Consider the following 23,992-nt stretch of genomic DNA (forward strand, 5'->3'; position numbering starts at 1 on the left):
CACCACGGTCGGCACGGTCCTGCGTGCCCCCCACCACGCCTGCCCAGACCTTCGGAGGTACCCCCATGTCCCGTCGCGATGGTGACGCCCTTCCCCTGACAGCGGCCCAGCGCGAGATCTGGCTGGCCGAGCAGAGCTCCCGGACGCCGATCCCGGGCTACCGCGTCGGCGAGTGCCTGGAGATCCACGGGCCGGTGGACCGGGAGCTGTTCGAGACCGCGCTGCGCCGGGTGGTCGACGAGGTCGACGCCCTGCACGTGACGTTCGTCGACGACGGCGAGGGCCCGCGCCAGGTCCTCCGGGAGAGCTGGGACTGGGCTCCGGCGCACCTCGACCTCAGCGCGGAGCCCGACCCCCGGGCGGCGGCCGTGGCCTGGATGGAGCGGGACCTGCTGCGCCCGCTGGACCTCGCCCGTGACCCGCTGTTCGGCCACGCGCTGATCAAGGCCTCGCAGACGGAGTACCTCTGGTACCTCAACTACCACCACGTGGTGCTGGACGCGATCAGCAGCTCCATGCTCCGGCAGCGGGTCGGCGAGGTGTACTCGGCACTGGCCGAGGGCGGCGCCGTGCCGCCCTGCCCGTTCGGCTCGCTGCGGGACCTGGTCGACAGCGACGCCGCCTACCGCGCCTCCGCCGACTTCGCCGCCGACCGCGCCTACTGGACCGAGCGCTTCGCCGACCTCCCCGCCCCGACCCGGCTCACCGACGCCTCCGCGACCGACCCGCACCGCGCCCTCCGGCTGGCCGAGGAGCGGGAACTGCGCCGCCCGGACGCCCTGCGGGCGGCGGCGGGACGCTGCGGCGTGCGGTGGTCCCGGCTGGTGGTCGCGGCGACGGCGCTCTACGCCCACCGGCTGACCGGAAACCAGGACGTGGTGCTCGCCCTGCCCGTCACCGCCCGTCGGGGCGCCGACCGAGACCTGACGGCGGTGCCGGGCACGACGTCCAACGTGGTGCCGCTGCGGCTGACGGTCCGGCCGGACATGCCGTGGCGCGAACTCGTCGCCGAGGCGGCGCGGGAGGTCGAGACGGCCGTCGCGCACGAGCGCTACCGCAGCGAGGACCTGCTGCGGGACCTCGGCGCCCCCGGCAGCATCGGGACGGCGTTCCCGCTGATCGTCAACATCATGGCCTTCAACTCCAGGCCGAGCTTCGCCGGGCACCCGGCCTCCGTGCACCACTTCGTGTCCGGGTCGACCACCGACCTCGCCGTCTGGGTCTTCGACTACCGGGACGGCAACCCGCCGCTGCTCCGGCTGCACGGCTCGCCGCAGGCCTACGGCCCCGACGACCTCGCCGGCCACCAACAGCGGCTGCTCGCGCTGCTGGACACCCTCGCCGACCGCGACCAGGACGAGCCGGTGGGCCGGATCGAACTGCTCACCGCCGAGGAGCGCCGCGAGCTGGCGGAGCTCGGCTCCGGACCGGTGGCGCAGGCCCCGGCCACCAGCCTGCCGGAGCTGTTCCGGGAGCACGTCCGGGCGACTCCGGACCTGGTCGCGCTGGTGTGCGGCGACGTCTCAGTGACCTACGCGGAACTCGACGCGCGGGCCAACCGGCTGGCGCACGCGCTGATCGCCCGGGGAGCGGGCCCGGAGCGGCTGGTGGCGGTGGCCCTGCCACGCTCGGCGGAGCTGGTGGCGGCGATCCTCGCGGTGCTGAAGACCGGCGCGGCCTACGTGCCGGTCGACCCCGAGTACCCGGCCGCCCGGATCGCCTACGTGCTCGACGACGCCCGGCCGGCGCTACTGGTCACGGACTCCCGCAGCGAGGGGCGGCTGCCCGAGGCCGGCCCCTGCGACCGGCTGGTGCTCGACGATCCGGAGACGGCCGCCCTGGTGAGCGACTGCCCGGCGGCCGACCCGATGGCGGCCGTCGACCCCGGACTCCCGGCCTACGTCATCTACACCTCCGGTTCCACCGGCAGGCCCAAGGGCGTGCTGCCGACCCACGGCGGTCTGCTCGACCTGCTCACCGACCTCCGGCAGGTGCACTTCGCGCCGGTGCTGAAGGAACGGCAGCGGCTGCGGGTGGCGCTCACCACCTCGGTGTCCTTCGACGCCTCCTGGAACCAACTGCTCGCCCTGTTCGGCGGCCACGAGCTGCACGTCCTGGAGCACGCGACCTGGACCGACCCCGACGCCCTCGTCGCCTACGCGGCGCGCTGCGGACTGGACTACCTCGAAGCCACCCCGTCCTACCTCCAAGTACTCGTCTCCCACGGGCTGTTGAACGACCAGCAGTGGCGCCCGGCACTGGTCGGGGCGGGCGGCGAGGCCGTGCCGGAGCGGCTGTGGGAGCAACTGAGGGCGGCGGAGGGCGTGTCCTGCCTCAACCTTTACGGACCGTCCGAATGCACCGTCAACTCGGTGGTCGCGCCGTTGGAGTCGAGCCCACGCCCGGTGATCGGCCGGCCGGTCGCCAACACCCGGCTGTATGTGCTCGACGGGGCCCTGCGGCCGCTGCCGGCCGGTGCGGCGGGTGAGCTGTACATCGCGGGCGCGGGGCTGGCCCGCGGCTACCTGAACCGGCCGGGGCTGACCGCCGGGCGGTTCGTCGCGGACCCGTTCGGACCACCGGGATCGCGGATGTACCGCACCGGGGACCTGGTGCGCTGGGACGCGGCCGGGAACCTGGAGTTCCTCGGCCGCACCGACGACCAGGTCAAGATCCGCGGCTTCCGGGTCGAGCTCGGCGAGATCGAGGCCGTTCTCGCCGAGCACCCGCAGGTCGCCCGGGCCGCCGTGACGGTGCGCACCGAGGAGGAGTCCCGGCTCGTCGCCTACGCGGTGCCCGAGCCCGGCGCCACCGTGACCGGCGCCGCCCTGCGCGACCACCTGCGGGACCGGCTGCCCCGGCAGCTGGTGCCGGCCGCCTACGTGCTGCTGGACGCGCTGCCGCTGACCCCGAACGGCAAGCTCGACCGGCGGGCCCTCCCGGCGCCCGGGCGACAGCCCGCCGCGCCCGGCCGCGCACCGCGCACCGCGACCGAGCACCTGCTCGTCGGGCTGTTCGCCGAGGTGCTCGGCGTGCCCGAACCCGGGCCGGACGACAGCTTCTTCGACCTCGGCGGCCACTCCCTGCTGGCCACCCGGCTGGTCGCCCGGGCCCGCTCGATCCTCGGAGTGGAGCTGCGGCTCGGCGACCTGTTCGACGCGCCGACGCCGGCGGAACTGGCGGCGGCCGTGGATGTCGCGGGCCGGGCGCGTCCGGCGCTGGGGCTGCGCGAGCGGCCCGACGCGATCCCGTTGTCCTTCGCGCAACGCCGGTTGTGGTTCCTGCACCGCATGGACGGCCCGAGCGCCACGTACAACATCCCGCTGACGCTACGACTGTCCGGGAACCTGGACCAGCGGGCCCTGGAAGCCGCCCTGGCGGACGTGGCCGAGCGGCACGAGAGCCTGCGCACCGTCTTCCCGACCGTCGACGACGAGCCGTGCCAGCGGGTGCTGGAGCCGGAGGAGGCCCGGCCGCGGCTGCGGGTGACCGAGCTCGGCGAACGCGAGCTGCCGCAGCGGCTGGCACAGGCGGCCCGGTACGGCTTCGACCTCGCCGAGGAGCCGCCGCTGCACGCCGAGCTCTTCCGGCTGGCGGCCGAGGAGCATGTGCTGCTGCTGGTGGTGCACCACATCGCCGGCGACGGCTGGTCGATGGGGCCGCTCTCGCGCGACCTCACGGCCGCCTACGCGGCCCGCGCCGAGGGCGCGAAGCCGGAGTGGTCGCCGCTGCCGGTCCAGTACGCCGACTACGCCCTCTGGCAGCGCGAGCTGCTCGGCGACGGCTCGGACCAGGACAGCCTGTTGAACAGCCAACTCGCCTACTGGCGCGAGCAGTTGGCGGGACTTCCGGAGCAGGTGGAGCTGCCGTTCGACCGGCCCCGGCCGGCCGCGATGTCCTACCGGGGCGCCCACCTGCCGGTGCGGATCGACGCCGAGCTGCACCAGGGCCTGCGCTCGCTCGCCCGGGACGGCGGGGCCAGCCTCTTCATGGTGCTCCAGGCCGGACTGGCCGCCCTGCTGGGCAAGCTGGGCGCGGGCTCCGACGTCCCCGTGGGCACGCCGATCGCCGGACGCACCGACGAGGCCGCGGACGACCTGGTCGGCTTCTTCGTCAACACCCTGGTACTGCGCACCGACCTCTCCGGCGACCCGTCGTTCACCGAACTCCTGGGCAGGGTGCGCACCGACGCGCTGGCCGCGTACGCGCACCAGGACGTGCCGTTCGAGCACCTGGTCGAGGCGCTGAACCCGGCCCGGTCGCTGGCGCACCACCCGCTGTTCCAGACCATGCTCGCATTGCAGAACGCGCCCCTCGGCACGTTCGACCTGCCCCGGCTGCGGGTGGCGACCGACCTCGTCCACACCGGGACCGCCAAGTGCGACCTGACCTTCATCCTGGCCGAACAGCCGGGTGAGGACGGTCTGTCGGGCGTCGTGGAGTACAGCACCGACCTGTTCGACGAGGCCACCGTGACCGGGATCGTCGAGCGCTGGCTGCGGCTGCTGCGTACCGTCGTCGCCGACCCCGGCCGACGGATCGGACAGGTGGACGTGCTGTCCGCCGACGAGCTCCGCGCACTGTTCCCGGCGCGTACCGACCGGAGCGAGGCACCGTCGGAGAGCAGTCTGACCGCGCTGTTCGAGCGGCAGGTACGGGCGAACCCGGCCGCCGTCGCCCTCACGGACAGCGAAGTCACCCTGACCTACGGCGAGTTGAACGCCCGCGCGAACCGGCTCGCGCACACCCTGATCGACCGCGGGGTGGGCCCGGAGCAACTGGTGGCGCTGGCCCTGCCGCGCTCGGCCGAGCTGGTCGTGGCGGTGCTCGCCGTGCTGAAGGCGGGCGGCGTCTACCTGCCGGTGGACCCGCGCTACCCGGCCGCCCGGATCGCCTACCTGCTCCAGGACGCCCGGCCCGCGCTCCTGGTGACCACGAGCCGGACCGGCGACCTGCCGGGCGCGGACCGGGTGGACCGGCTGCTGCTGGACGCCGCCGACCTGGACGGGCTGCCGGACACCGACCCGGAGGTCCCCCTCGACCCCGGCAACGCCGCCTACGTCATCCACACCTCCGGCTCCACCGGCAACCCCAAGGGTGTAGTGGTCCCGCACCGGAACGTGGTGCGGCTGTTCGGCGCCACCGAGAAGCTGTTCGGCTTCTCCGCCGACGACGTCTGGACGCTCTTCCACTCCTACGCCTTCGACTTCTCGGTGTGGGAGCTGTGGGGTCCGCTGCTGCACGGCGGCCGTCTGGTGGTCGTGGACCACGAGACCAGCCGATCGCCCGGCCGCTTCCTGGAGCTCCTCGCCAGCGAGCGCGTCACCGTGCTCAACCAGACGCCGTCCGCGTTCTACCAGCTGATGCAGGCGGACGCCGAGCAGCCGCGTGAACTCTCCTTGCGGACCGTCGTGTTCGGCGGCGAGGCCCTGGAACACGCCCGGCTGGCGAGCTGGTACGAACGGCACCCGGAAGACACGCCGCGGCTGGTCAACATGTACGGCATCACCGAGACCACGGTGCACGTCACACACGCGGCGCTCGACCGGGCCGCGACCGCCGCCGGCGAGATCGGCGTGGCCGTCGCGGACCTGCGGACCTACGTGCTGGACGCCCACCTGAGGCCGGTGGCGCCGGGCGTGCCCGGCGAGCTGTACGTGGCGGGCGCCGGCCTGGCGCGCGGCTACCTGAACCGGCCCGGCCTGACCGCCGGGCGCTTCGTGGCCGACCCGTTCGGACCGCCGGGATCGCGGATGTACCGCAGCGGCGACGTGGTGCGCCGCGCGGCGGACGGCAGCCTGCGTTACGTCGGCCGGGCCGACCAGCAGGTGAAGGTGCGCGGCTACCGGATCGAGCTCGGCGAGATCGAGGCGGCGCTGGCCGCGCACCCCGGCGTCGCCCAGGTCGCCGTCCTGGCGCGGCAGGACCGGGCCGACGACACCCGGCTGGTCGCGTACCTGGTGCCTGCCGCGGGTACCGCACCGAGTTCGGCCGAACTGCGCGCGCACCTGCGCGAGCGGTTGCCGGAGTACATGGCGCCGTCGGCGCTCGTCGTGCTGGACGCGTTGCCGCTGACCGCCAACGGCAAGCTGGACCACCGGGCCCTGCCCGCCCCCGACCTCGCCCCGGCGGCCGCCGCCCGCGCGCCGCGCACCCCGCAGGAGCAGGTCCTCTGCGAGCTGTTCGCCGAGGTCCTGGGCGTGGCGTCGGCCGGCGTCGAGGACGGCTTCTTCGACCTGGGCGGGCATTCGCTGCTCGCCACCCGCCTGGCCGCCCGGATCCGCGCGACGCTCGGCGTGGAAATGCCGCTGCGCACCCTGTTCGAGGCGCCGACCCCGGCCGGCCTGGCCGCCGCCCTGGTGGCGGCCGGACCGGCGCAGGCCGCCCTGGCGCGGCGCGAGCGCCCGCAGGCGATCCCGCTGTCGTTCGCGCAGCGGCGGCTGTGGTTCCTGCACCAGCTGGAGGGCGCCGGCGCGAACTACCACATCTCCCTCGGCTGGCGGCTGTCCGGGGAGCTGGACCGGCGGGCCCTGGAGGCCGCCGTGGCGGACGTGGTGGCCCGGCACGAGAGCCTGCGCACCGTCTTCCCGGCGGTCGACGGAGTGCCGTACCAGCAGGTGCTGGAGGTCGAGGCAGCCCGCCCGAGGCTGCTCGTCGGCCGGACCACCGAGGCCGAGCTGCCGAAGGTCATGGAGGAAGCGAAGGCCCGCCGGTTCGACCTGGCGGTCGATGCGCCGCTGCGTGCCGGGCTGTTCGAGCTGGCGGCGGACGAGCACGTGTTCCAGGTGGTGCTGCACCACATCGCGGGTGACGGCTGGTCGCTGGGCCCGCTCGCGCAGGGCCTGACCACCGCCTACGCGGCGCGCTGCCGCGGCGCGGAGCCGCAGTGGGAGGAACTGCCGGTCCAGTACGCCGACTACACCCTGTGGCAGCACGAGCTGCTCGGCGACGCCACCGACGGGGACAGCCTGTTCGCCCGCCAGGCGGCCTACTGGACCCGGCAGTTGGCCGGCCTGCCCGAGCAGCTCCAGCTGCCCGGCGACCGGCCCCGCCCGGCGGTCGCCTCGCACCGGGGCGGCTCTGTGCCTGCCGGGCTGGACGCCGAGCTGCACCGCGGGCTGCGCGAACTCGCTCGCGCGCACGGCACCAGTCTGTTCATGGTGCTTCAGGCCGGCCTTGCGGTGTTGCTCAGCAAGCTCGGCGCGGGCGACGACATCCCGGTCGGCAGCCCGGTCGCGGGCCGGACCGACCAGGCGCAGGACGAACTGGTCGGCTACTTCGTCAACACCCTGGTGTTCCGTACCGACACCTCGGGCGATCCGACGTTCGCCGAACTGCTGGGCCGGGTCCGGGAGACCGCGCTCGCCGGCTACGCGCACCAGGACCTTCCGTTCGAGTACCTGGTCGAGGCCCTCAACCCGGTGCGGTCGCTGGCGCACCACCCGCTGTTCCAGGTCATGCTGGTGCTGCAGAACGCGCCCCGGGCCGACTTCGCGCCGCCCGGGCTGCGCGTCGGCGACCTGCCGTCGACGTCGACCACCGCCAAGCTCGACCTGATCTTCACCCTGTCCGAGCGGCACGCGCAGGACGGCACCCCGGAAGGGATCGACGGGTCCGTCGAGTACACCGGCGACCTGTACGACCCGGCCACCGTCGAGACGATGATCCAGCGGTGGGAGCGGCTGCTCCGCGCCGTGGTCGCCGACCCGCGGCTCAGGCTCAGCCGGTTCGGCCTGCTCACCGCCGAGGAGCACGGTGAGCTGACGGCGCTGGGCACCGGCCCGTCGGCCCAGGCCTTCACCGAGAGCCTGCCGGAACTGTTCCGGGCTCAGGTGCGCGCGACCCCGGACGCCGTGGCGCTGGTGGGGCCGGAAGCGTCCCTGACGTATGCGGAGCTGGACGCGCGGGCGAACCGGTTGGCGCATGCGCTGAGCGCGCGGGGCGCGGGGCCGGAGCGGCTGGTGGCGGTGGCGCTGCCGAGGTCGGCCGAGCTGGTGGTGGCCATCCTCGCGGTGCTCAAGACCGGCGCGGCGTACCTCCCGGTCGATCCGGAGTACCCGGCCGCGCGGATCGCGTACATGATCGACGACGCCCGGCCGGTCCTGTGGGTGACCGACGCCCGCACCCGGGGCCGACTGCCGGAGACCGGTCCCGCCGGGTGGCTGGTGGTCGACGACCCGGAGACGGCCGTGCTGGTGGCGGGCTGCCCGGCGACGGACCCTGCGGTGCCCATCGATCCGGGCCATCCGGCCTACGTCATCTACACCTCCGGTTCCACCGGCAGGCCCAAGGGCGTGGTGGCGACGCACGGCGGCCTGCGCAACCTGTTCGCCGACCAGTGTCCGCTCATGTTCCGGACGGGGGAGCGGCTGCGGGTGGGGCTGACGACGTCGGTGTCGTTCGACGGCTCCTGCGACCAGATGTTCGCTCTGTACGCCGGCCACGAGCTGCACGTCCTGGACGAGGCGACCTGGTCCGACCCGGACGCCTACCTGGGGTACGCCGCGCGGGTCGGGCTGGACACCGTCGGCGGCACCCCCTCCTACCTGCAAGTCCTCGTCGCACATGGCCTGTTGGACGATCCGCGGTGGCGTCCGTCGGTGGTCGGGCTGGGCGGGGAGGTCGTTCCCGAGCAGCTGTGGGAGCGGCTGCGGGCGGCCGACGGGGTGTCCTGCCTGAACTACTACGGGCCGTCCGAGTGCACGGTGGACTCGACCTTCGCACCGCTGGAGTCGAGCCCGCGCCAGGTGATCGGCCGACCGCTCGGCGGCGTCCGGCTGCACGTGCTCGACGCCGCGTTGCAGCCGGTGCCCGCGGGTGTGCCGGGTGAGCTGTACATCGCCGGTGCGGGGCTGGCGCGCGGCTACCTGAACCGGCCGGGCCTGACCGCGGAACGGTTCGTGGCGGACCCGTTCGGCCCGGCCGGCACGCGGCTGTACCGCACCGGTGACCTGGTGCGATGGAACCCGGACGGGAACCTGGAGTTCCTCGGGCGTGCCGACGACCAGGTCAAGGTCCGCGGCTTCCGGATCGAACTCGGCGAGATCGAGGCGGCCTTGGCGGAACACCCGCAGGTCGCGCAGGCCGCCGTGATCGTCCGGCAGGACCGGGCAGGGGACACCCGCCTGGTCGCCTACCCGGTGCCCGCCACCGGCGCGGAGCTTCGACCGGAGGACCTGCGGGCGCACCTGCGCGAGCGGCTGCCCGACTACATGGTGCCGGCCGCGTTCGTCACCCTCGACGTCCTGCCGCTGACCCCCGGCGGAAAGCTGGACCGGCGCGCGCTGCCCGAGCCCGAGTACACGGCGTCGCGGGCCGGCCGGGCCCCGCACACTCCTCAGGAACACGTGCTGGCCGGGTTGTTCGCCGAGGTGCTGGGCCTGCCTCAGGTCGGTGTCGACGACGACTTCTTCGACCTCGGCGGGCACTCCCTGCTGGCCACCCGGCTGGTGGCCCGGGCCCGTGCGGCCCTGGGCGTGGAACTGGCACTGCGCACCCTCTTCCAGACCCCGACGGTGGCCGGACTGGCCGCCGGTCTGGGCGGCGCGGACCGGGCCCGGCTCGCCCTGGCGCGGGCGGAGCGGCCCGAACGGGTGCCGCTGTCGTCCGCGCAGCGGAGGCTGTGGTTCCTGCGCCAGCTGGAGAGCGCCGACTCGGTCTACAACATGCCCCTCGCGTGGCGGCTCTCGGGACCACTGGACCTCGCGGCCCTGGAGGCGGCGCTGGGCGACCTCGTCGACCGGCACGAAACCCTGCGCACACTCTTCCCCGCCGTGGACGGCGTGCCCTGCCAGCAGGTGCTGGCCACCGGACAGGCGCACCCGAGCCTGTCGGTCACCCCGGCCGACGAGACGGACCTGCCGCACCTGCTGACGACGGCCGCGGCGCGCGGATTCGACCTCGCGGCCGAACCGCCGCTGCGCGCCCAGGTGTTCGAGGTCTCGGCGGACGAGCATGTGCTGCTCCTGGTGATGCACCACATCGCCGGTGACGGCTGGTCGCTGGGCCCGCTGGCCGCCGACCTGGCCACCGCGTACGCGGCACGCCGCCAAGGCGGGGAACCGCAGTGGGCCCCGTTGCCCGTGCAGTACGCCGACTACACCCTGTGGCAGCACGAGCTGCTCGGCGACCCGGCCGACCAGGACAGCCTGTTCGCCCGCCAGCAGGCCTACTGGACGCGGACGCTGGCGGACCTGCCGGAGCAGATCCGGCTTCCCGCCGACCGCTCTCGCCCCGCGACCCCCTCGTACGCGGGCGGCCACCTCGCGATCGAACTGGACGCCGAACTCCACGCCGGGCTGGTCCGGCTGGGCCGGGAGCACGGCGCCAGCGTGTACATGGTGTTGCAGGCCGCCCTGGCAGCGCTGCTGGACAAGCTCGGTACGGGAACGGACATCCCGGTCGGCAGCCTGATCGCCGGCCGGACCGACGAGGCCCTGGACGACCTCGTCGGGTTCTTCGTCAACACCCTGGTGCTCCGCACGGACACCAGTGGCGACCCGACCTTCGCCGAACTGCTGGGCCGGGTCCGCGAGGGCGCGCTGGCCGCCTACGCGCACCAGGACCTGCCGTTCGAGCAGGTCGTCGAGGCCCTCAACCCGGACCGGTCGCTCGCCCGTCAGCCGCTGTTCCAGGTGCTGCTCGCGCTGCAGAACGTGCCCCGCACCGAGTTCGCGCTGAGCGGTCTGACCGCCGAGATCGTCCTGGTGCGGACGCCGACGGCGATGTTCGATCTCGGCTTCCACCTGCTGGAGCGCGGCGGCACCGGCGGTCCGGCCGAGGGCATCGTCGGGCGGGTCGAGTACAGCACCGATCTGTTCGACCCCGCCACGGTGGAGGCACTGGTCGCCCGCTGGCTGCGGCTGCTGGCGTCGGCGGCCGCGGCGCCGGACCGGCCGCTGAGCCGGATCGACGTCCTCACCCCCGAGGAACGGCACGAGCTGCTGGTCGCGCGCAACGACACCGCCCGCCCGGCTCCCGAGGCCGGCCTGCCCGCTCTGTTCGAGGCGCAGGTCCTGGCGACTCCGGAGGCTCCGGCGGTGGTGTTCGAGGACACCGTGCTGACCTACCGGGAGCTGAACCGCAGGGCCAACCGCCTGGCCCACGCGCTGATCGCGCGCGGAGCGGGGCCGGAGCAGGTCGTCGCACTGCAGCTGCCGAGGTCGGCCGAGCTGGTCGTCGCCGTCCTCGCGGTGCTCAAGACGGGTGCGGCCTATCTGCCGGTCGACCCGGACTACCCGGCGGCCCGCATCGCGTACATGCTCCAGGACGCGCGGCCGGCCGTGCTGCTCGACGACCTCGCGGCCGTCACACCGGACGGGGACCTGCCGGAGCACGATCCGGCCGTCGCCGTGGACGCGCGCCACCCCGCCTACGTCATCTACACCTCGGGCTCCACCGGCCGGCCCAAGGCCGTGGTGATGCCCGCCGCCGGACTGCTGAACCTGCTGGCGTGGCACCACGGCTCCGTCGGCGGTGAACCCGGCACGCGCACCGCGCAGTTCACCGCGATCAGCTTCGACGTCTCGGTGCAGGAGACGCTCTCCGCGCTGCTGTACGGCAAGACCCTCGTGGTGCCGACCGAGGAACAGCGCCGCAGCGCCGAGCTGTTCGCCCGGTGGCTGGACCGGCACGGGGTCGAGGAGCTGTTCGCGCCCAACCTCGTGGTCGAGGCGCTGGCCGAGGCCGCCGAGGAGGCCGGACTGGAGCTGCCGAAGCTGAGGATGATCGCGCAGGCCGGTGAGGCGATGCGCCTCGGCGGTGCCCTGCGCCGCTTCCAGGCCCGTCGGCCGGGCCGGGAGCTGCACAACCACTACGGGCCCGCCGAGACCCATGTGATCACCGCCTACCCGTTGCCGGCCGACCCCGCCGACTGTCCGCTGCCGGTACCGATCGGCCGTCCGATCGCCAACTGCCGGGCATACGTGCTGGATCCGGCGCTGCGGCCGGTCGCCCCCGGCGTGCTGGGCGAGCTGTACCTCGCCGGTTCGGGCCTTGCCCGCGGCTACCTCAACCGGCCCGGGCTCACCGCCACGCGGTTCGTCGCCAACCCGTACGGTCCGGCCGGCGCGCTGATGTACCGCACCGGTGACCTGGTCCGCTGGCGCGCCGACGGCGAGCTGGAGTTCGCGGGCCGGGTGGACCACCAGATCAAGATCCGCGGGTTCCGGGTCGAGCCGGGCGAGATCGAGGCCGAGCTGACCGCGCACCCGGGTGTCGCCCAGGTCGCGGTGCTCGCCCGGGAGGACCGGATCGTCGCGTACGTCGTCCCCCTGGCCGGGGCCGGGGCGACCGCGGCGGCGCTGGCGGCGCACCTGCGTGACCGGGTGCCCGACCACCTGGTGCCGTCCGCGTTCGTCCTGCTCGATGCACTGCCCCTGACGCCGAACGGGAAGCTGGACCGGGCGGCGCTGCCCGCGCCCGAGCCGGTGGCCACGGCGACGGGCCGGGCGCCGCGCACCCCGCAGGAGCAGATCCTGTGCGAGTTGTTCGCCGAGGTGCTGGGCGTGCCGCGGGTCGGGGTCGACGACGGCTTCTTCGACCTGGGCGGGCACTCCCTGCTCGCCACCCGGCTGGTCTCGCGGGTCCGGGCGACCCTCGGGGTCGAGCTGGAACTGCGCAGCCTGTTCCGGGCGCCGACACCCGCCGGGCTCGCGGCCGGACTGCACGACGCCGGCACCGCCCGGCAGGCCCTCGTACCCCGGCCCCGCCGCGAACCGATGCCGCTGTCGTTCGCCCAGCGCCGGCTCTGGTTCCTCCAGCAGTTCGGGGCCCCGAGCGCCACCTACCACATGCCGCTCGCCCTGCGGCTGTCCGGCGCCCTCGACCGAACCGCGCTGAGCGACGCGCTCGCCGATGTGGTGGCCCGGCACGAGACCCTGCGCACGGTCTTCCCGCACACCGCCGGAGTCCCCTACCAGCGGGTGCTGGACACCACCGAGGTCGCCGTCCCGCTGACCGTGCGCGCGGCCGGCGAGGCGGAGCTGCCCGCCCTGCTGCACGAGGCGGCGGTACGGGCATTCGACCTGACCTCGGAAGTACCCCTGCGGGCGGAGCTGTTCGCGCTCGCGCCGGACGAGCACGTGCTGCTGCTGGTCATGCACCACATCGTCGGTGACGGCTGGTCCATGGGCCCGCTGGCCCGTGACCTCGCCACCGCCTACAGCGCACGGCGAGGTGGCGGGGCGCCGGCATGGCCGCCGCTGCCGGTGACTTACGGCGACTACACCGTGTGGCAGCACGAGATCCTCGGCGACGAACACGACACGGACAGCGTGTTCACCCGTCAGGTCGCCTACTGGACCGAGGCGTTGGCCGGGCTGCCCGAGCAACTGCCGCTGCCTGCCGACCGGCCGCGCCCGGCCACCATGTCGTACGGCGGCGACCTGCTGGAACTCCGGATCGACGCCGAACTGCACGCGGCGCTGGTGGAGTTGGCCCGGAAGTCGGGTGCGACCCTGTTCATGGTGCTGCAGGCCGCGCTCGCCGCGCTGTACACGCGGCTGGGCGCGGGCACGGACATCGCGATCGGGAGTCCGATCGCGGGGCGTACCGACGAGGCGCTGGACGATCTCGTCGGGTTCTTCATCAACACACTGGTGCTGCGCACCGACACAAGTGGTGATCCGAGCTTCGTCGCGCTGCTGGGGCGGGTGCGGGAGACGGCGCTGTCGGCGTACGCGCACCAGGACGTGCCGTTCGAACACCTGGTGGAGGCGCTGAACCCGTCCCGCTCGCTGTCGCACCACCCGCTGTTCCAGACCGGGCTGGTCGTGCAGAACGCGCCGGGCGGCGACTTCGAGCTGCCGGGCCTGAAGGTCTCCGGCGTGACCGTGCTCACCGGGACCGCGCGGCTCGACCTGACCTTCGGGTTCGCGGAGGAGCACGGGCCCGACGGCGCGCCGGCCGGGCTCAGCGGCGCGGTCGAGTACAGCACCGACCTGTTCGACCGCCCGACGGTCGAGGCCCTGGTCGCCCGGTGGACCAGGCTGCTGGCCGCGGTCGCCGCCGCGCCCGACCAGCCGATCGGCGGGATCGACCTGCTGTCGGCCGAGGAGCGCCGCGAGCTGCTGGCGGCCGCCGAGGGCGGGGCGGCCGGGGTGAGCCTGCCGGAGCTGTTCGCGACGCAGGTGACGGCGACGCCGGACGCGGTCGCGCTCGTCTGCGGCGAGGTCGAGGTGACGTACCGTCAACTCAACGCTCGGGCCAACCGGTTCACGCATGCGCTGATGGCTCGGGGCGTGGGTCCGGAGCAGGTCGTGGCCGTCGCCCTGCCGCGGTCGGTCGAGTCGGTGGTGGCGGTCCTGGGTGCGCTCAAGGCCGGGGCCGCGTACCTGCCCGTGGATCCGGCGTACCCGCAGGCGCGGATCGCGTTCATGCTGGACGACGCGCGGCCGGCCGTCGTCGTCGACGATCCCGCGACAGTGACCGAAGGGAACTGGCCGGAGACCGATCCGGGTGTCGTGGTGGACGCCCGGCACCCGGCCTACGTGATCTACACCTCGGGTTCGACGGGCCGGCCCAAGGGCGTCATGGTGAGCCACACCGGAGTGTCGGGCCTGGTGGCGGCGCAGGTCGACCGGCTCGGCGTGGCGCCGGGCAGCCGGGTGCTCCAGTTCGCCTCGCCCAGCTTCGACGCGTCCTTCTGGGACCTGTGCGGTGCCGTGCTCACCGGCGCCGCCCTCGTCCTGGCCCCCGCCGAGGCCCCGCTGGAGGCCCTGACGGACCGTCGGCTAGACGTCACCCATGTGACCCTTCCGCCCTCGGCCCTGGCGGCGGTGGAGAGCACCGACCTCACGGCCACCACCCTCGTGGTGGCGGGTGAGGCCTGCGCGCCCGAGCTGGTGGCCCGGTGGGCGCCGGGCCGACGGATGATCAACGCATACGGTCCAACGGAGACGACGGTGTGCGCGACCATGAGCGACCCGCTGTCCCCGGGCTCCGGCGTACCGCCGATCGGCCGGCCGGTCGCGGGCTTCCGGGTGTACGTCCTCGACGAGCGGCTGCGCATCGTGCCGCCGGGCGTGACGGGGGAGTTGTACGTCGCCGGCCCCGGCCTGGCGCGCGGGTACCTGAACCGGCCCGGGCTGACGGCCGGGCGGTTCGTCGCCTGCCCGTTCGGCCCGGCGGGTGCGCGGATGTACCGCACCGGGGACGTGGTGCGCCGCCGGACCGACGGCGAGCTGGAGTACGTCGGCCGGGCCGACGACCAGGTGAAGGTGCGCGGCTTCCGCGTAGAACTCGGCGAGGTCGAGGCGGCGCTGGCCGAACACCCCGCCGTCGCCCAGGCCGCCGTGCTCGCCCGGGACGACCGGCTGATCGGCTACGTCGCGGCCCGTCCCGACGCGGCCGTCCGCCCCGCGGAGCTGGCGGCATACCTGCGTGACCGGCTGCCCGACTACCTGGTGCCGGCCGTCTTCGTGGTGCTGGACGTGCTGCCGCTGACGCCGAACGGGAAGCTGGACCGGGCGGCGCTGCCCGCGCCGGAACCGGGCGCGACCGCCGGCGGCCGGGCGCCGCGCACCCCACAGGAGCAGATCCTGTGCGAGTTGTTCGCCGAGGTGCTTGGCGTGCCGCGGGTCGGGGTCGACGACGACTTCTTCGACCTGGGCGGGCACTCCCTGCTCGCCACCCGCCTGGCTGCACGGGTGCGCTCGGTGCTCGGCGTGGAGCTGGGGCTGCGCGCCCTGTTCCTCGCGCCCACCGTGGCGGGCCTGGCCGAGGCGCTGGCCGGAGCCGGCCGCGTACGCCCGGCGCTGACCACGCACGAGCGGCCCGAGGTGGTGCCGCTGTCCTTCGCCCAGCGTCGGCTCTGGTTCCTGCACCGCATGGACGGCACCGCCGCCACGTACCACATCCCGCTGGCGCTCCGGCTGACCGGGACGCTCGACCGGGCTGCGCTGGACGAGGCGCTGGCCGACGTGGTGGCCCGGCACGAGAGCTTGCGGACGGTGTTCCCGGAGGTCGACGGCGTACCCTGCCAGCTCGTCCTTGACCCGGCCGAGGCCCGGCCCCGGGCGCGGCTGACCGAGGTGTCGGAGGCCGAACTGTTCGAGCGGCTCGCCGAGTTCGCCCGCCGGCCCTTCGATCTGACCTCAGAAGTGCCGTTGCGGGCGGAGCTGTTCGCGCTCGCGCCGGACGAGCACGTGCTGCTGCTGGTGATGCACCACATCGCCGGTGACGGCTGGTCCACCGGCCCGCTGGCCCGCGACCTGGCCGAGGCGTACGCCGCCCGGTGCGAGGACCGTGCGCCGCACTGGCCGTCCCTCCCTGTGCAGTACGCCGACTACACGCTGTGGCAGCGCGACCTGCTCGGCGACGCCGCCGACCCGGAGAGCCGGTTCGCCGAACAACTCGGCTACTGGAAACAGCAGTTGTCCGACCTGCCGGAGTTGCTCCAGCTGCCCACCGACCGGCCGAGGCCGGCCGTCGCCGGCTGGCACGGAGACCATCTCGGCCTGGAACTGAGCCCCGAACTGCACGCGGCGCTGGTGGAGTTGGCCCGAAAGTCGGGCGCGAGCCTCTTCATGGTGCTGCAGGCGGCGTTGGCGGCGCTGTACACGCGGCTGGGCGCGGGCACGGACATCGCGATCGGGAGTCCGATCGCTGGGCGTACCGACGAGGCGCTGGACGATCTGGTCGGGTTCTTCGTGAACACGCTGGTGCTGCGGACCGACACGAGCGGTGACCCGAGTTTCGCCGAACTGCTCGGCCGGGTGCGGGAGTCGGCGCTGTCGGCGTACGCCCACCAGGACGTGCCGTTCGAACACCTGGTGGAGGCGCTGAACCCGTCCCGCTCGCTGTCCCACCACCCGCTGTTCCAGGCCGTCCTGGCGGTGCAGAACGCTCCGATGGGCCGGTTCTCCCTGCCCGGCCTGGACGTCGCCACCTACGCGGTGGCCACCGGAACCGCCAAGTTCGACCTCGGTGTGAGCCTCGTCGAACAGTTCGGTCCGGACGGCAGCCCGGCGGGGATCGTCGGCGCGGTGGAGTACGCCACCGACCTGTTCGACCGCTCGACGGTCGCAGCGCTCGCCACCCGCTGGACGCGCCTGTTGGAGGCGGTCACCGCCGACCCGGACCGGTCGATCGGACGGATCGAGCTCCTCGACGCCGACGAGCGGCACCGTTTGCTGGAGCGGGGCGACGCGACCGCCCGGGGGGTGGCGGCCGTCCCGGTGCCGCAGGCGTTCACGGCGCAGGTGGCGGCGACACCGGACGCCGTCGCGTTGGTGTGCGGCGATGCCGAGTTGACGTATCGGCAGCTGAACGCCCGGGCGAACCGGTTCGCGCATGCGCTGATCGCCCAGGGTGTCGGGCCGGAGCAGACCGTGGCCGTGGCCCTGCCGCGCTCGGTGGAGTCCGTGGTGGCCGTCCTGGGCGTGCTGAAGGCCGGGGCCGCGTACCTGCCCGTGGATCCGGCGTACCCGCAGGCGCGGATCGCGTTCATGCTGGACGACGCCCGTCCGACCGTGGTGATCGACGACCCGGCGACGGTGACCGACGGAGACTGGCCGGACACCGAACCCGAGATCGCGCTCGACGTCCGGCACCCCGCCTACGTGATCTACACCTCGGGCTCGACCGGCCGCCCCAAGGGCGTGGTGGTCGCTCACGGCGGCGTCGCGAGCCTGGTCGCCGGACAGATCGAGCGCTTCGCGATCGAACCCGACAGCCGGGTGCTCCAGTTCGCCTCGCCCAGCTTCGACGCCTCGGTGTCGGAGATCTCCACCGCCCTGCTGCGCGGCGCGGCCCTGGTACTGCCCCCGACGGCCGACCCGGTCGCCGCGCTGACCGACCGGGACCTCGCGGTCACCCACGTGACCGTGCCCCCGTCCGTCCTCGCCGCCGTGCCGGAGGGCTCGGTGCAGGTGTCGACGCTGGTGGTGGCGGGTGAGGCGTGTCCGCCGGAGCTGGTGGCCCGGTGGGCCCCGGGCCGTCGGATGATCAACGCGTACGGACCGACGGAGACCACGGTGTGCGCGACCATGAGCGACCCGTTGTCCCCGGGGGCGGGCGTGCCGCCGATCGGCCGTCCGATCGCGGGCGCCCGGGTGTACGTGCTGGACGAGCGGCTGCGACCGGTGCCCACGGGCGTCGCGGGGGAGCTGTACGTCGCGGGCGCGGGACTGGCGCGCGGCTACCTGAACCGGCCGGACCTGACGGCCGGACGCTTCGTCGCCTGCCCGTTCGGGGCCGGTGCGCGCATGTACCGCACCGGAGACCTGGTGCGCTGGCTGGGCGACGGCGAGCTGGAGTACGTCGGCCGGGCCGACGACCAGGTGAAGGTGCGCGGCTTCCGCGTCGAGCCCGGCGAGGTCGAGGCGGCGCTGGCCGAGCACCCCGGCGTCGCCCGGGCCGCCGTCCTCGCCCAGGACGACCGGCTCGTCGGCTACGTCGTCCCGCGCCAGGACGAGGTCCGCGACAGCGGCCTGGAAGCGGACCACGTGGGCGAGTGGCAGGACATCTACGACGCCCTGCCCATCACCCCCGAGGAAGCCGGCTTCGGCCAGAACTTCGTCGGCTGGAACAGCAGTTACGACGCGAGCCCGATCCCGGTCGAGCAGATGCGGGAGTGGCGGGACGCCACCGTGGCCCGCATCCTGGCCCTGCGCCCCCGCCGGGTGCTGGAGGTCGGCGTCGGCACCGGACTGCTGCTCTCGCAGATCGCACCGCACTGCGAGACCTATTGGGCGACGGACTTCTCCGCCACGGCGGTCGACGCGCTGACCGCGCAGGTCGCCCGACAGGACGACCTGGCCGAGCGCGTCGTGCTGCAGACCCGCCCGGCGCACGACACCGACGGCCTGCCGGCCGGGCGGTTCGACACCATCGTGATCAACTCGGTGGTGCAGTACTTCCCGTCCGCCGACTACCTCGCGGACGTGATCGGGAAGCTGATGCGGCTGCTCGCCCCCGGCGGCACGCTCTTCGTCGGCGACGTCCGCAACCTGCGGCTGCTGCGCCCGCTGGCCACCGCGGTCCAACTGCACCGCACCGGTGCCGACGGCGACCCCGCAGCGGTGCGCCGCGCGGTGGAGCAGGCCGTCAGGGTGGAGAAGGAACTCCTGGTCGACCCGGACTTCTTCACCGTCCTGCGGGAGCACGGCACGGACATCGGCGCGATGGCCGTGGAGGTCAAGCGCGGACGCCACCACAACGAACTGACCCGCTACCGCTACGACGTGACGCTGCACAAGGCCCCGGTCGTTCCGGCGGCCCCGGGCCGGACGGTAGAGCTGGAGTGGGGCCGCCGGCTCGCGGGATTGGCCGAGCTGCGCGAACTCCTCGCCCAGCCGCCCGCCGACGTGCTGCGGATCACCGGAGTGCCGAACCGTCGAGTGCTGCGCGAGGCCGCCCTTTCCCGAGCGGTGCAGGACGGCGACGGCTCGCTCGCCGAGCTGCTGGAGCGGCTGCACGGCCCGGAGGAGAGCGAAGTCCCCGACCCTGAGGACTTCCGGGCCATCGGGCTGGAGTTCGACCGCTGGGTGGGCGTCACCTGGTCGGCCACCGCGCCCGACGCCCTCGACGTCGTCTTCGCCGACCCGCGGGCGCAGCACGGCTCCCCGGTCGAGCCGTACCGGCCGGCCGGGACCGCCGGCAGGCCGCTGTCGTCGCTGACCAACCGCCCCACCGGCAGCCGGGGCGCCGGCGCCCTCATCGGCGAACTCCGCACATGGCTGCGCGGGCGACTGCCCGACTACCTGATCCCGTCGGCGTTCGTGGCGCTGGAGACGTTGCCGCTGACGGCCAGCGGCAAGCTCGACCGACGCGCGCTGCCCGCGCCCGACCTCGGCCCGGCCGGAGCCGGGCGGGCGCCGCGCACCCCGCAGGAACAACTCCTCGCCGAGCTGTTCGCCGAGGTGCTCGGCCTGGCCCAGGTCGGCGTCGAGGACAGCTTCTTCGACCTGGGCGGACACTCCCTGCTGGCGACCCGCCTGGCCTCCCGCGTCCGGGCGACCCTCGGCGCGGAGCTCGAAGTCCGGACGCTGTTCGAGACGCCGACCGTGGCCGGACTGGCGGCCCGCCTCGACGGCTCCGGCACGGCGCGGCCCGCGCTGACCGCCCGGCCCCGACCCGAACTCGTGGAGCTGTCCTTCGCCCAGCGCCGCCTGTGGTTCCTGCACCGGATGGACGGGCCCAGCGCCACCTACAACATGCCGCTCGCGCTGAGCCTGACCGGCGAACTCGACCGCCCGGCGCTGCACGCCGCGCTCGCGGACGTGATCGCCCGGCACGAGAGCCTGCGCACGGTCTTCCGCGAGACGGACGGCGTGCCGTACCAGGTCGTGCTGAGCGCCTCGCAGGCACACCCGGAGCTGCCGGTCGTCGAGCTCGACGAAAGCCGGCTCGCCGAGCGGCTGGCGCAGACGGCCCGGCGAGGCTTCGACCTGGCGGCCCAGCCGCCGGTCCGGACGGAGCTGTACGCGCTCGCGCCCGACCGGCACGTGCTGCTGGTCGTGGTCCACCACATCGCCGCCGACGGCTGGTCGATGGGGCCGCTCTCCGGCGACCTCGCGGCCGCCTACACGGCGCGCTGCCGTGGCGAGGAGCCGCAGTGGTCCCCGCTGCCGGTGCAGTACGCCGACTACACCTGCTGGCAACGCGACCTGCTTGGCAGCTCCGCCGACCCGGACAGTCTGTTCGCCCGGCAACTGGCCTACTGGAAGGACGAGCTGGCGGGCATTCCGCAGCAGGTGCAGCTGCCCGCCGACCGGCCCCGGCCGCCGGTGGCCTCCCAGCTGGGCAGCCGGGTCGTGGTCGGCCTGGACCCCGAACTGCACCAGGCACTGCGGGACCTGGCCGCGGCGCGCGGCGCCAGCATGTTCATGGTGCTCCAGGCCGGCCTCGCCGCGCTGCTCACCCGGCTCGGCGCCGGCACCGACATCCCCGTGGGCAGCCCGATCGCCGGCCGTACCGACCAGGCCCTGGACGACCTCGTCGGCTTCTTCGTCAACACCCTCGTGCTGCGCACCGACACGAGCGGCGACCCCGGCTTCGCCGAACTGCTCGACCGGGTGCGGCAGAAGGCACTCGCCGCCTACGACCACCAGGACGTGCCGTTCGAGTACCTGGTCGAGGTGGTCAACCCGGCCCGTTCGCTGTCGCACCACCCGCTGTTCCAGATCATGCTGGCCCTGCAGAACGCGCCGGTGGGCGAGTTCGCGCTGCCGGGCCTGTCGACCGGCCACCTGGAGGCGTCGACCGGGACCTCCCGGGTCGACCTGACGTTCAGCCTGGCCGAGCAGTTCCGCCCGGACGGCGGCCCCGACGGCCTGGTCGGCGCGGTGGAGTACGCCACCGACCTGTTCGCCCCGGCCACCGTGGAGCTGCTGTTCGAGCGCTGGGCACGGCTGCTGCGCGCGGCGGTCGCCGACCCCGGTCGTCCGATCAGCCGGATCGACATCATGTCGGACGAGGAACGCCGCCGGCGGCTGTTCGAGTCCACCGGCGTCGCGTTCGAGCTGCCCGAGGCCGCGCTGCCGGAGCTGTTCGCCCGCCAGGTGCGCGCCACCCCGGACGCGGTGGCCGTCGTGGCGGGCGCCGGCGAGCTGACCTACCGGGAACTCGACCAGCGGTCCAACCGCCTCGCGCGGGCACTGATCCGCCAGGGCGTACGACCGGAGACACCGGTCGCGGTGCTGCTGGACCGCTCGGCGGACCTCGTCGTGGCGCTCCTGGCGATCATCAAGGCGGGCGGCGCCTACGCGCCCCTCGACTCGCGCTTCCCGCAGTCCCGGATCGACCTGATCCTCCAGGAGGCCGGGGTCGAGCTGGTGCTCACCGAGGAGGCGCTGACCGCGTTGCTCGACGGTGAGCCCGACTCGTCCGGCATCGAAGTGCGCTGCGATCAGCGGCAGTTGGCGTACATCATGTACACCTCCGGCTCGACCGGCCGGCCGAAGGGCGTGGCCGTCACCCACCGCGATGTGGTGGGCCACGCGCTCACCCCCGAATGGCGCGGCGGCGGACACGAACGGGTGCTGATGCACTCCCCGACCGCTTTCGACCTCTCGACCTACGAGCTGTGGGTGCCGCTGCTGAGCGGGGGCCGGGTCGTGGTCGCACCGCCCGAGCGGCTCGACCTCGACCTGCTGCAGCACACGATCAGCACGCACGGGGTGACCGGACTGTGGCTGACGGCCGGCCTGTTCCGGCTGGTCGCCGAGGAACGGCCGGGCCTGCTCGCCGGGGTCCGCGAGGTGTGGACCGGCGGTGACGTGGTCTCCCCGACCGCCGTCGCCCGCGTGCTGGCCGCCTGCCCCGGTATCGAGGTGGTCAACGGCTACGGGCCCACCGAGGCCACGACCCTGGCCACCTGCCACCCGGTGCGCACCCTCCCCGAGCACGCCGCGACCGTGCCGATCGGCGGGCCGATGGCGAACATGCGCGCCTACGTGCTCGACGACCACCTGCGGCCGGTGCCCACGGGCCTGGTCGGCGATCTGTACCTCGCGGGGACGGGCGTGGCCCGCGGCTACCTCGGCCGACCCGGCCTGACGGCTGAGCGCTTCACCGCCGACCTGTACGGGCCGCCCGGGAGCCGGATGTACCGCACCGGCGACCTGGCGTGGTGGCGGGCCGACGGCACACTGGAGTTCGCCGGACGGACCGACCATCAGGTCAAGCTCCGTGGCCTGCGGATCGAGCCCGGCGAGATCGAGGCGATCCTCGCGAGCTGCCCTGGCGTCGCCCAGGCGGCCGTCGTCGCCCGCGAGGACCGGCCCGGCGACAAGCGGCTCGTCGCCTACCTGGTGCCCGCCCCCGAGGGCGCGCCCGAGGCGGGCGAGCTCTCCGGGCGGCTGCGCCGTGAACTGCCCGACTACATGGTGCCGTCGGCGTTCGTCACCCTGGACACGCTGCCGTTGACCGCCAACGGCAAGCTGGACCGGGCCGCCCTGCCCGCCCCCGAGTACGGGGCGCAGGGCGCCGGACGCGGCCCCAGGACGCCGCGGGAACAGCTGCTGTGCGGCCTCTTCGCCGAGGTCCTCGGCCGCGAACAGGTGCACATCGACGACAACTTCTTCGATCTGGGCGGGCACTCGCTGCTCGCCGCCCGCCTGGCCGCCCGCGTCCGCGAGACCCTCGGCCTGGAGCTCGGTCTGCGCATGCTGTTCGAGGCGCCGACCGTGGCCGGTCTCACCGAACGCCTGGTCATGGACGACCCCGACGACGCCTTGGACGTGGTGCTGCCGCTGCGTTCGACCGGGGCCGGCACGCCGCTGTTCTGCATCCACCCCGGCGGCGGCATCAGCTGGTCGTACAGCGGGCTCCTGAACCACATCGGCCCCCAGCACCCGGTCTACGCCATCCAGGCACGCGGCCTCGGCCGCCCCGAACCCCTCCCGGAGTCCTTCGAGGAGATGGCGGCCGACTACGCCGACCAGATCCGCAAGATCCAGCCCGAGGGCCCCTACCTGCTGCTCGGCTGGTCCGCCGGCGGGCTGATCGCCCACGCGCTCGCCTGCGAGCTGCAGGCGCGCGGCGAGCGGACCGCGCTGCTGGCCATCCTCGACGCCTACCCGGTGAAGGACGTGCAGTTCGACGAGATGCCGGTGCCCACCGAGCGGGACGTGCTCGTCGGTGTGCTCGACGTCGACCCCGACGAGCTGGGCGACCGGGAGCTGACCTACGGCGAGGTCGCCGAGGTCCTGAACCGGCGGGGCAGCGCGCTGCAGGGCCTGACGGAGCAGCAGATCGAGGTCATCGTCCACATCATGATCAACAACGCGCAGCTCGCGGTCGACTTCGTCCCCGCCGGGTTCGACGGCGACCTGCTGCTGTTCAACTCCACGATCGACCGCGACGGGGACGACGCCGGGCCCGCGACCTGGCGCCCGTACATCGCGGGCCGGATCGAATCACACGAGATCACCACCCGGCACAACAAGATGACCGAAGCCGGCTCGCTGGCCCAGATCGGACCGATCCTGGCCGCCCGCCTCGCCGAGGCCACCGGTGCCACCACCCGTTCCCACCAGGAGGACTGACC

1 protein-coding gene is annotated in these 23,992 nt (G+C 74.0%); it reads left to right on the top strand.

The genetic code is table 11. The features are described 5' to 3' along the window. Positions 1-65 precede the first annotated feature (65 nt). Positions 66-23,990 (top strand): non-ribosomal peptide synthase/polyketide synthase, encoded by a 23,925-nt coding sequence (locus tag ACWCPF_RS24385; protein WP_451047186.1) that lies wholly within the window; start codon positions 66-68, stop codon positions 23,988-23,990. Positions 23,991-23,992 lie beyond the last annotated feature (2 nt).

Source organism: Streptomyces sp. NPDC001858 (genome assembly GCF_053594615.1).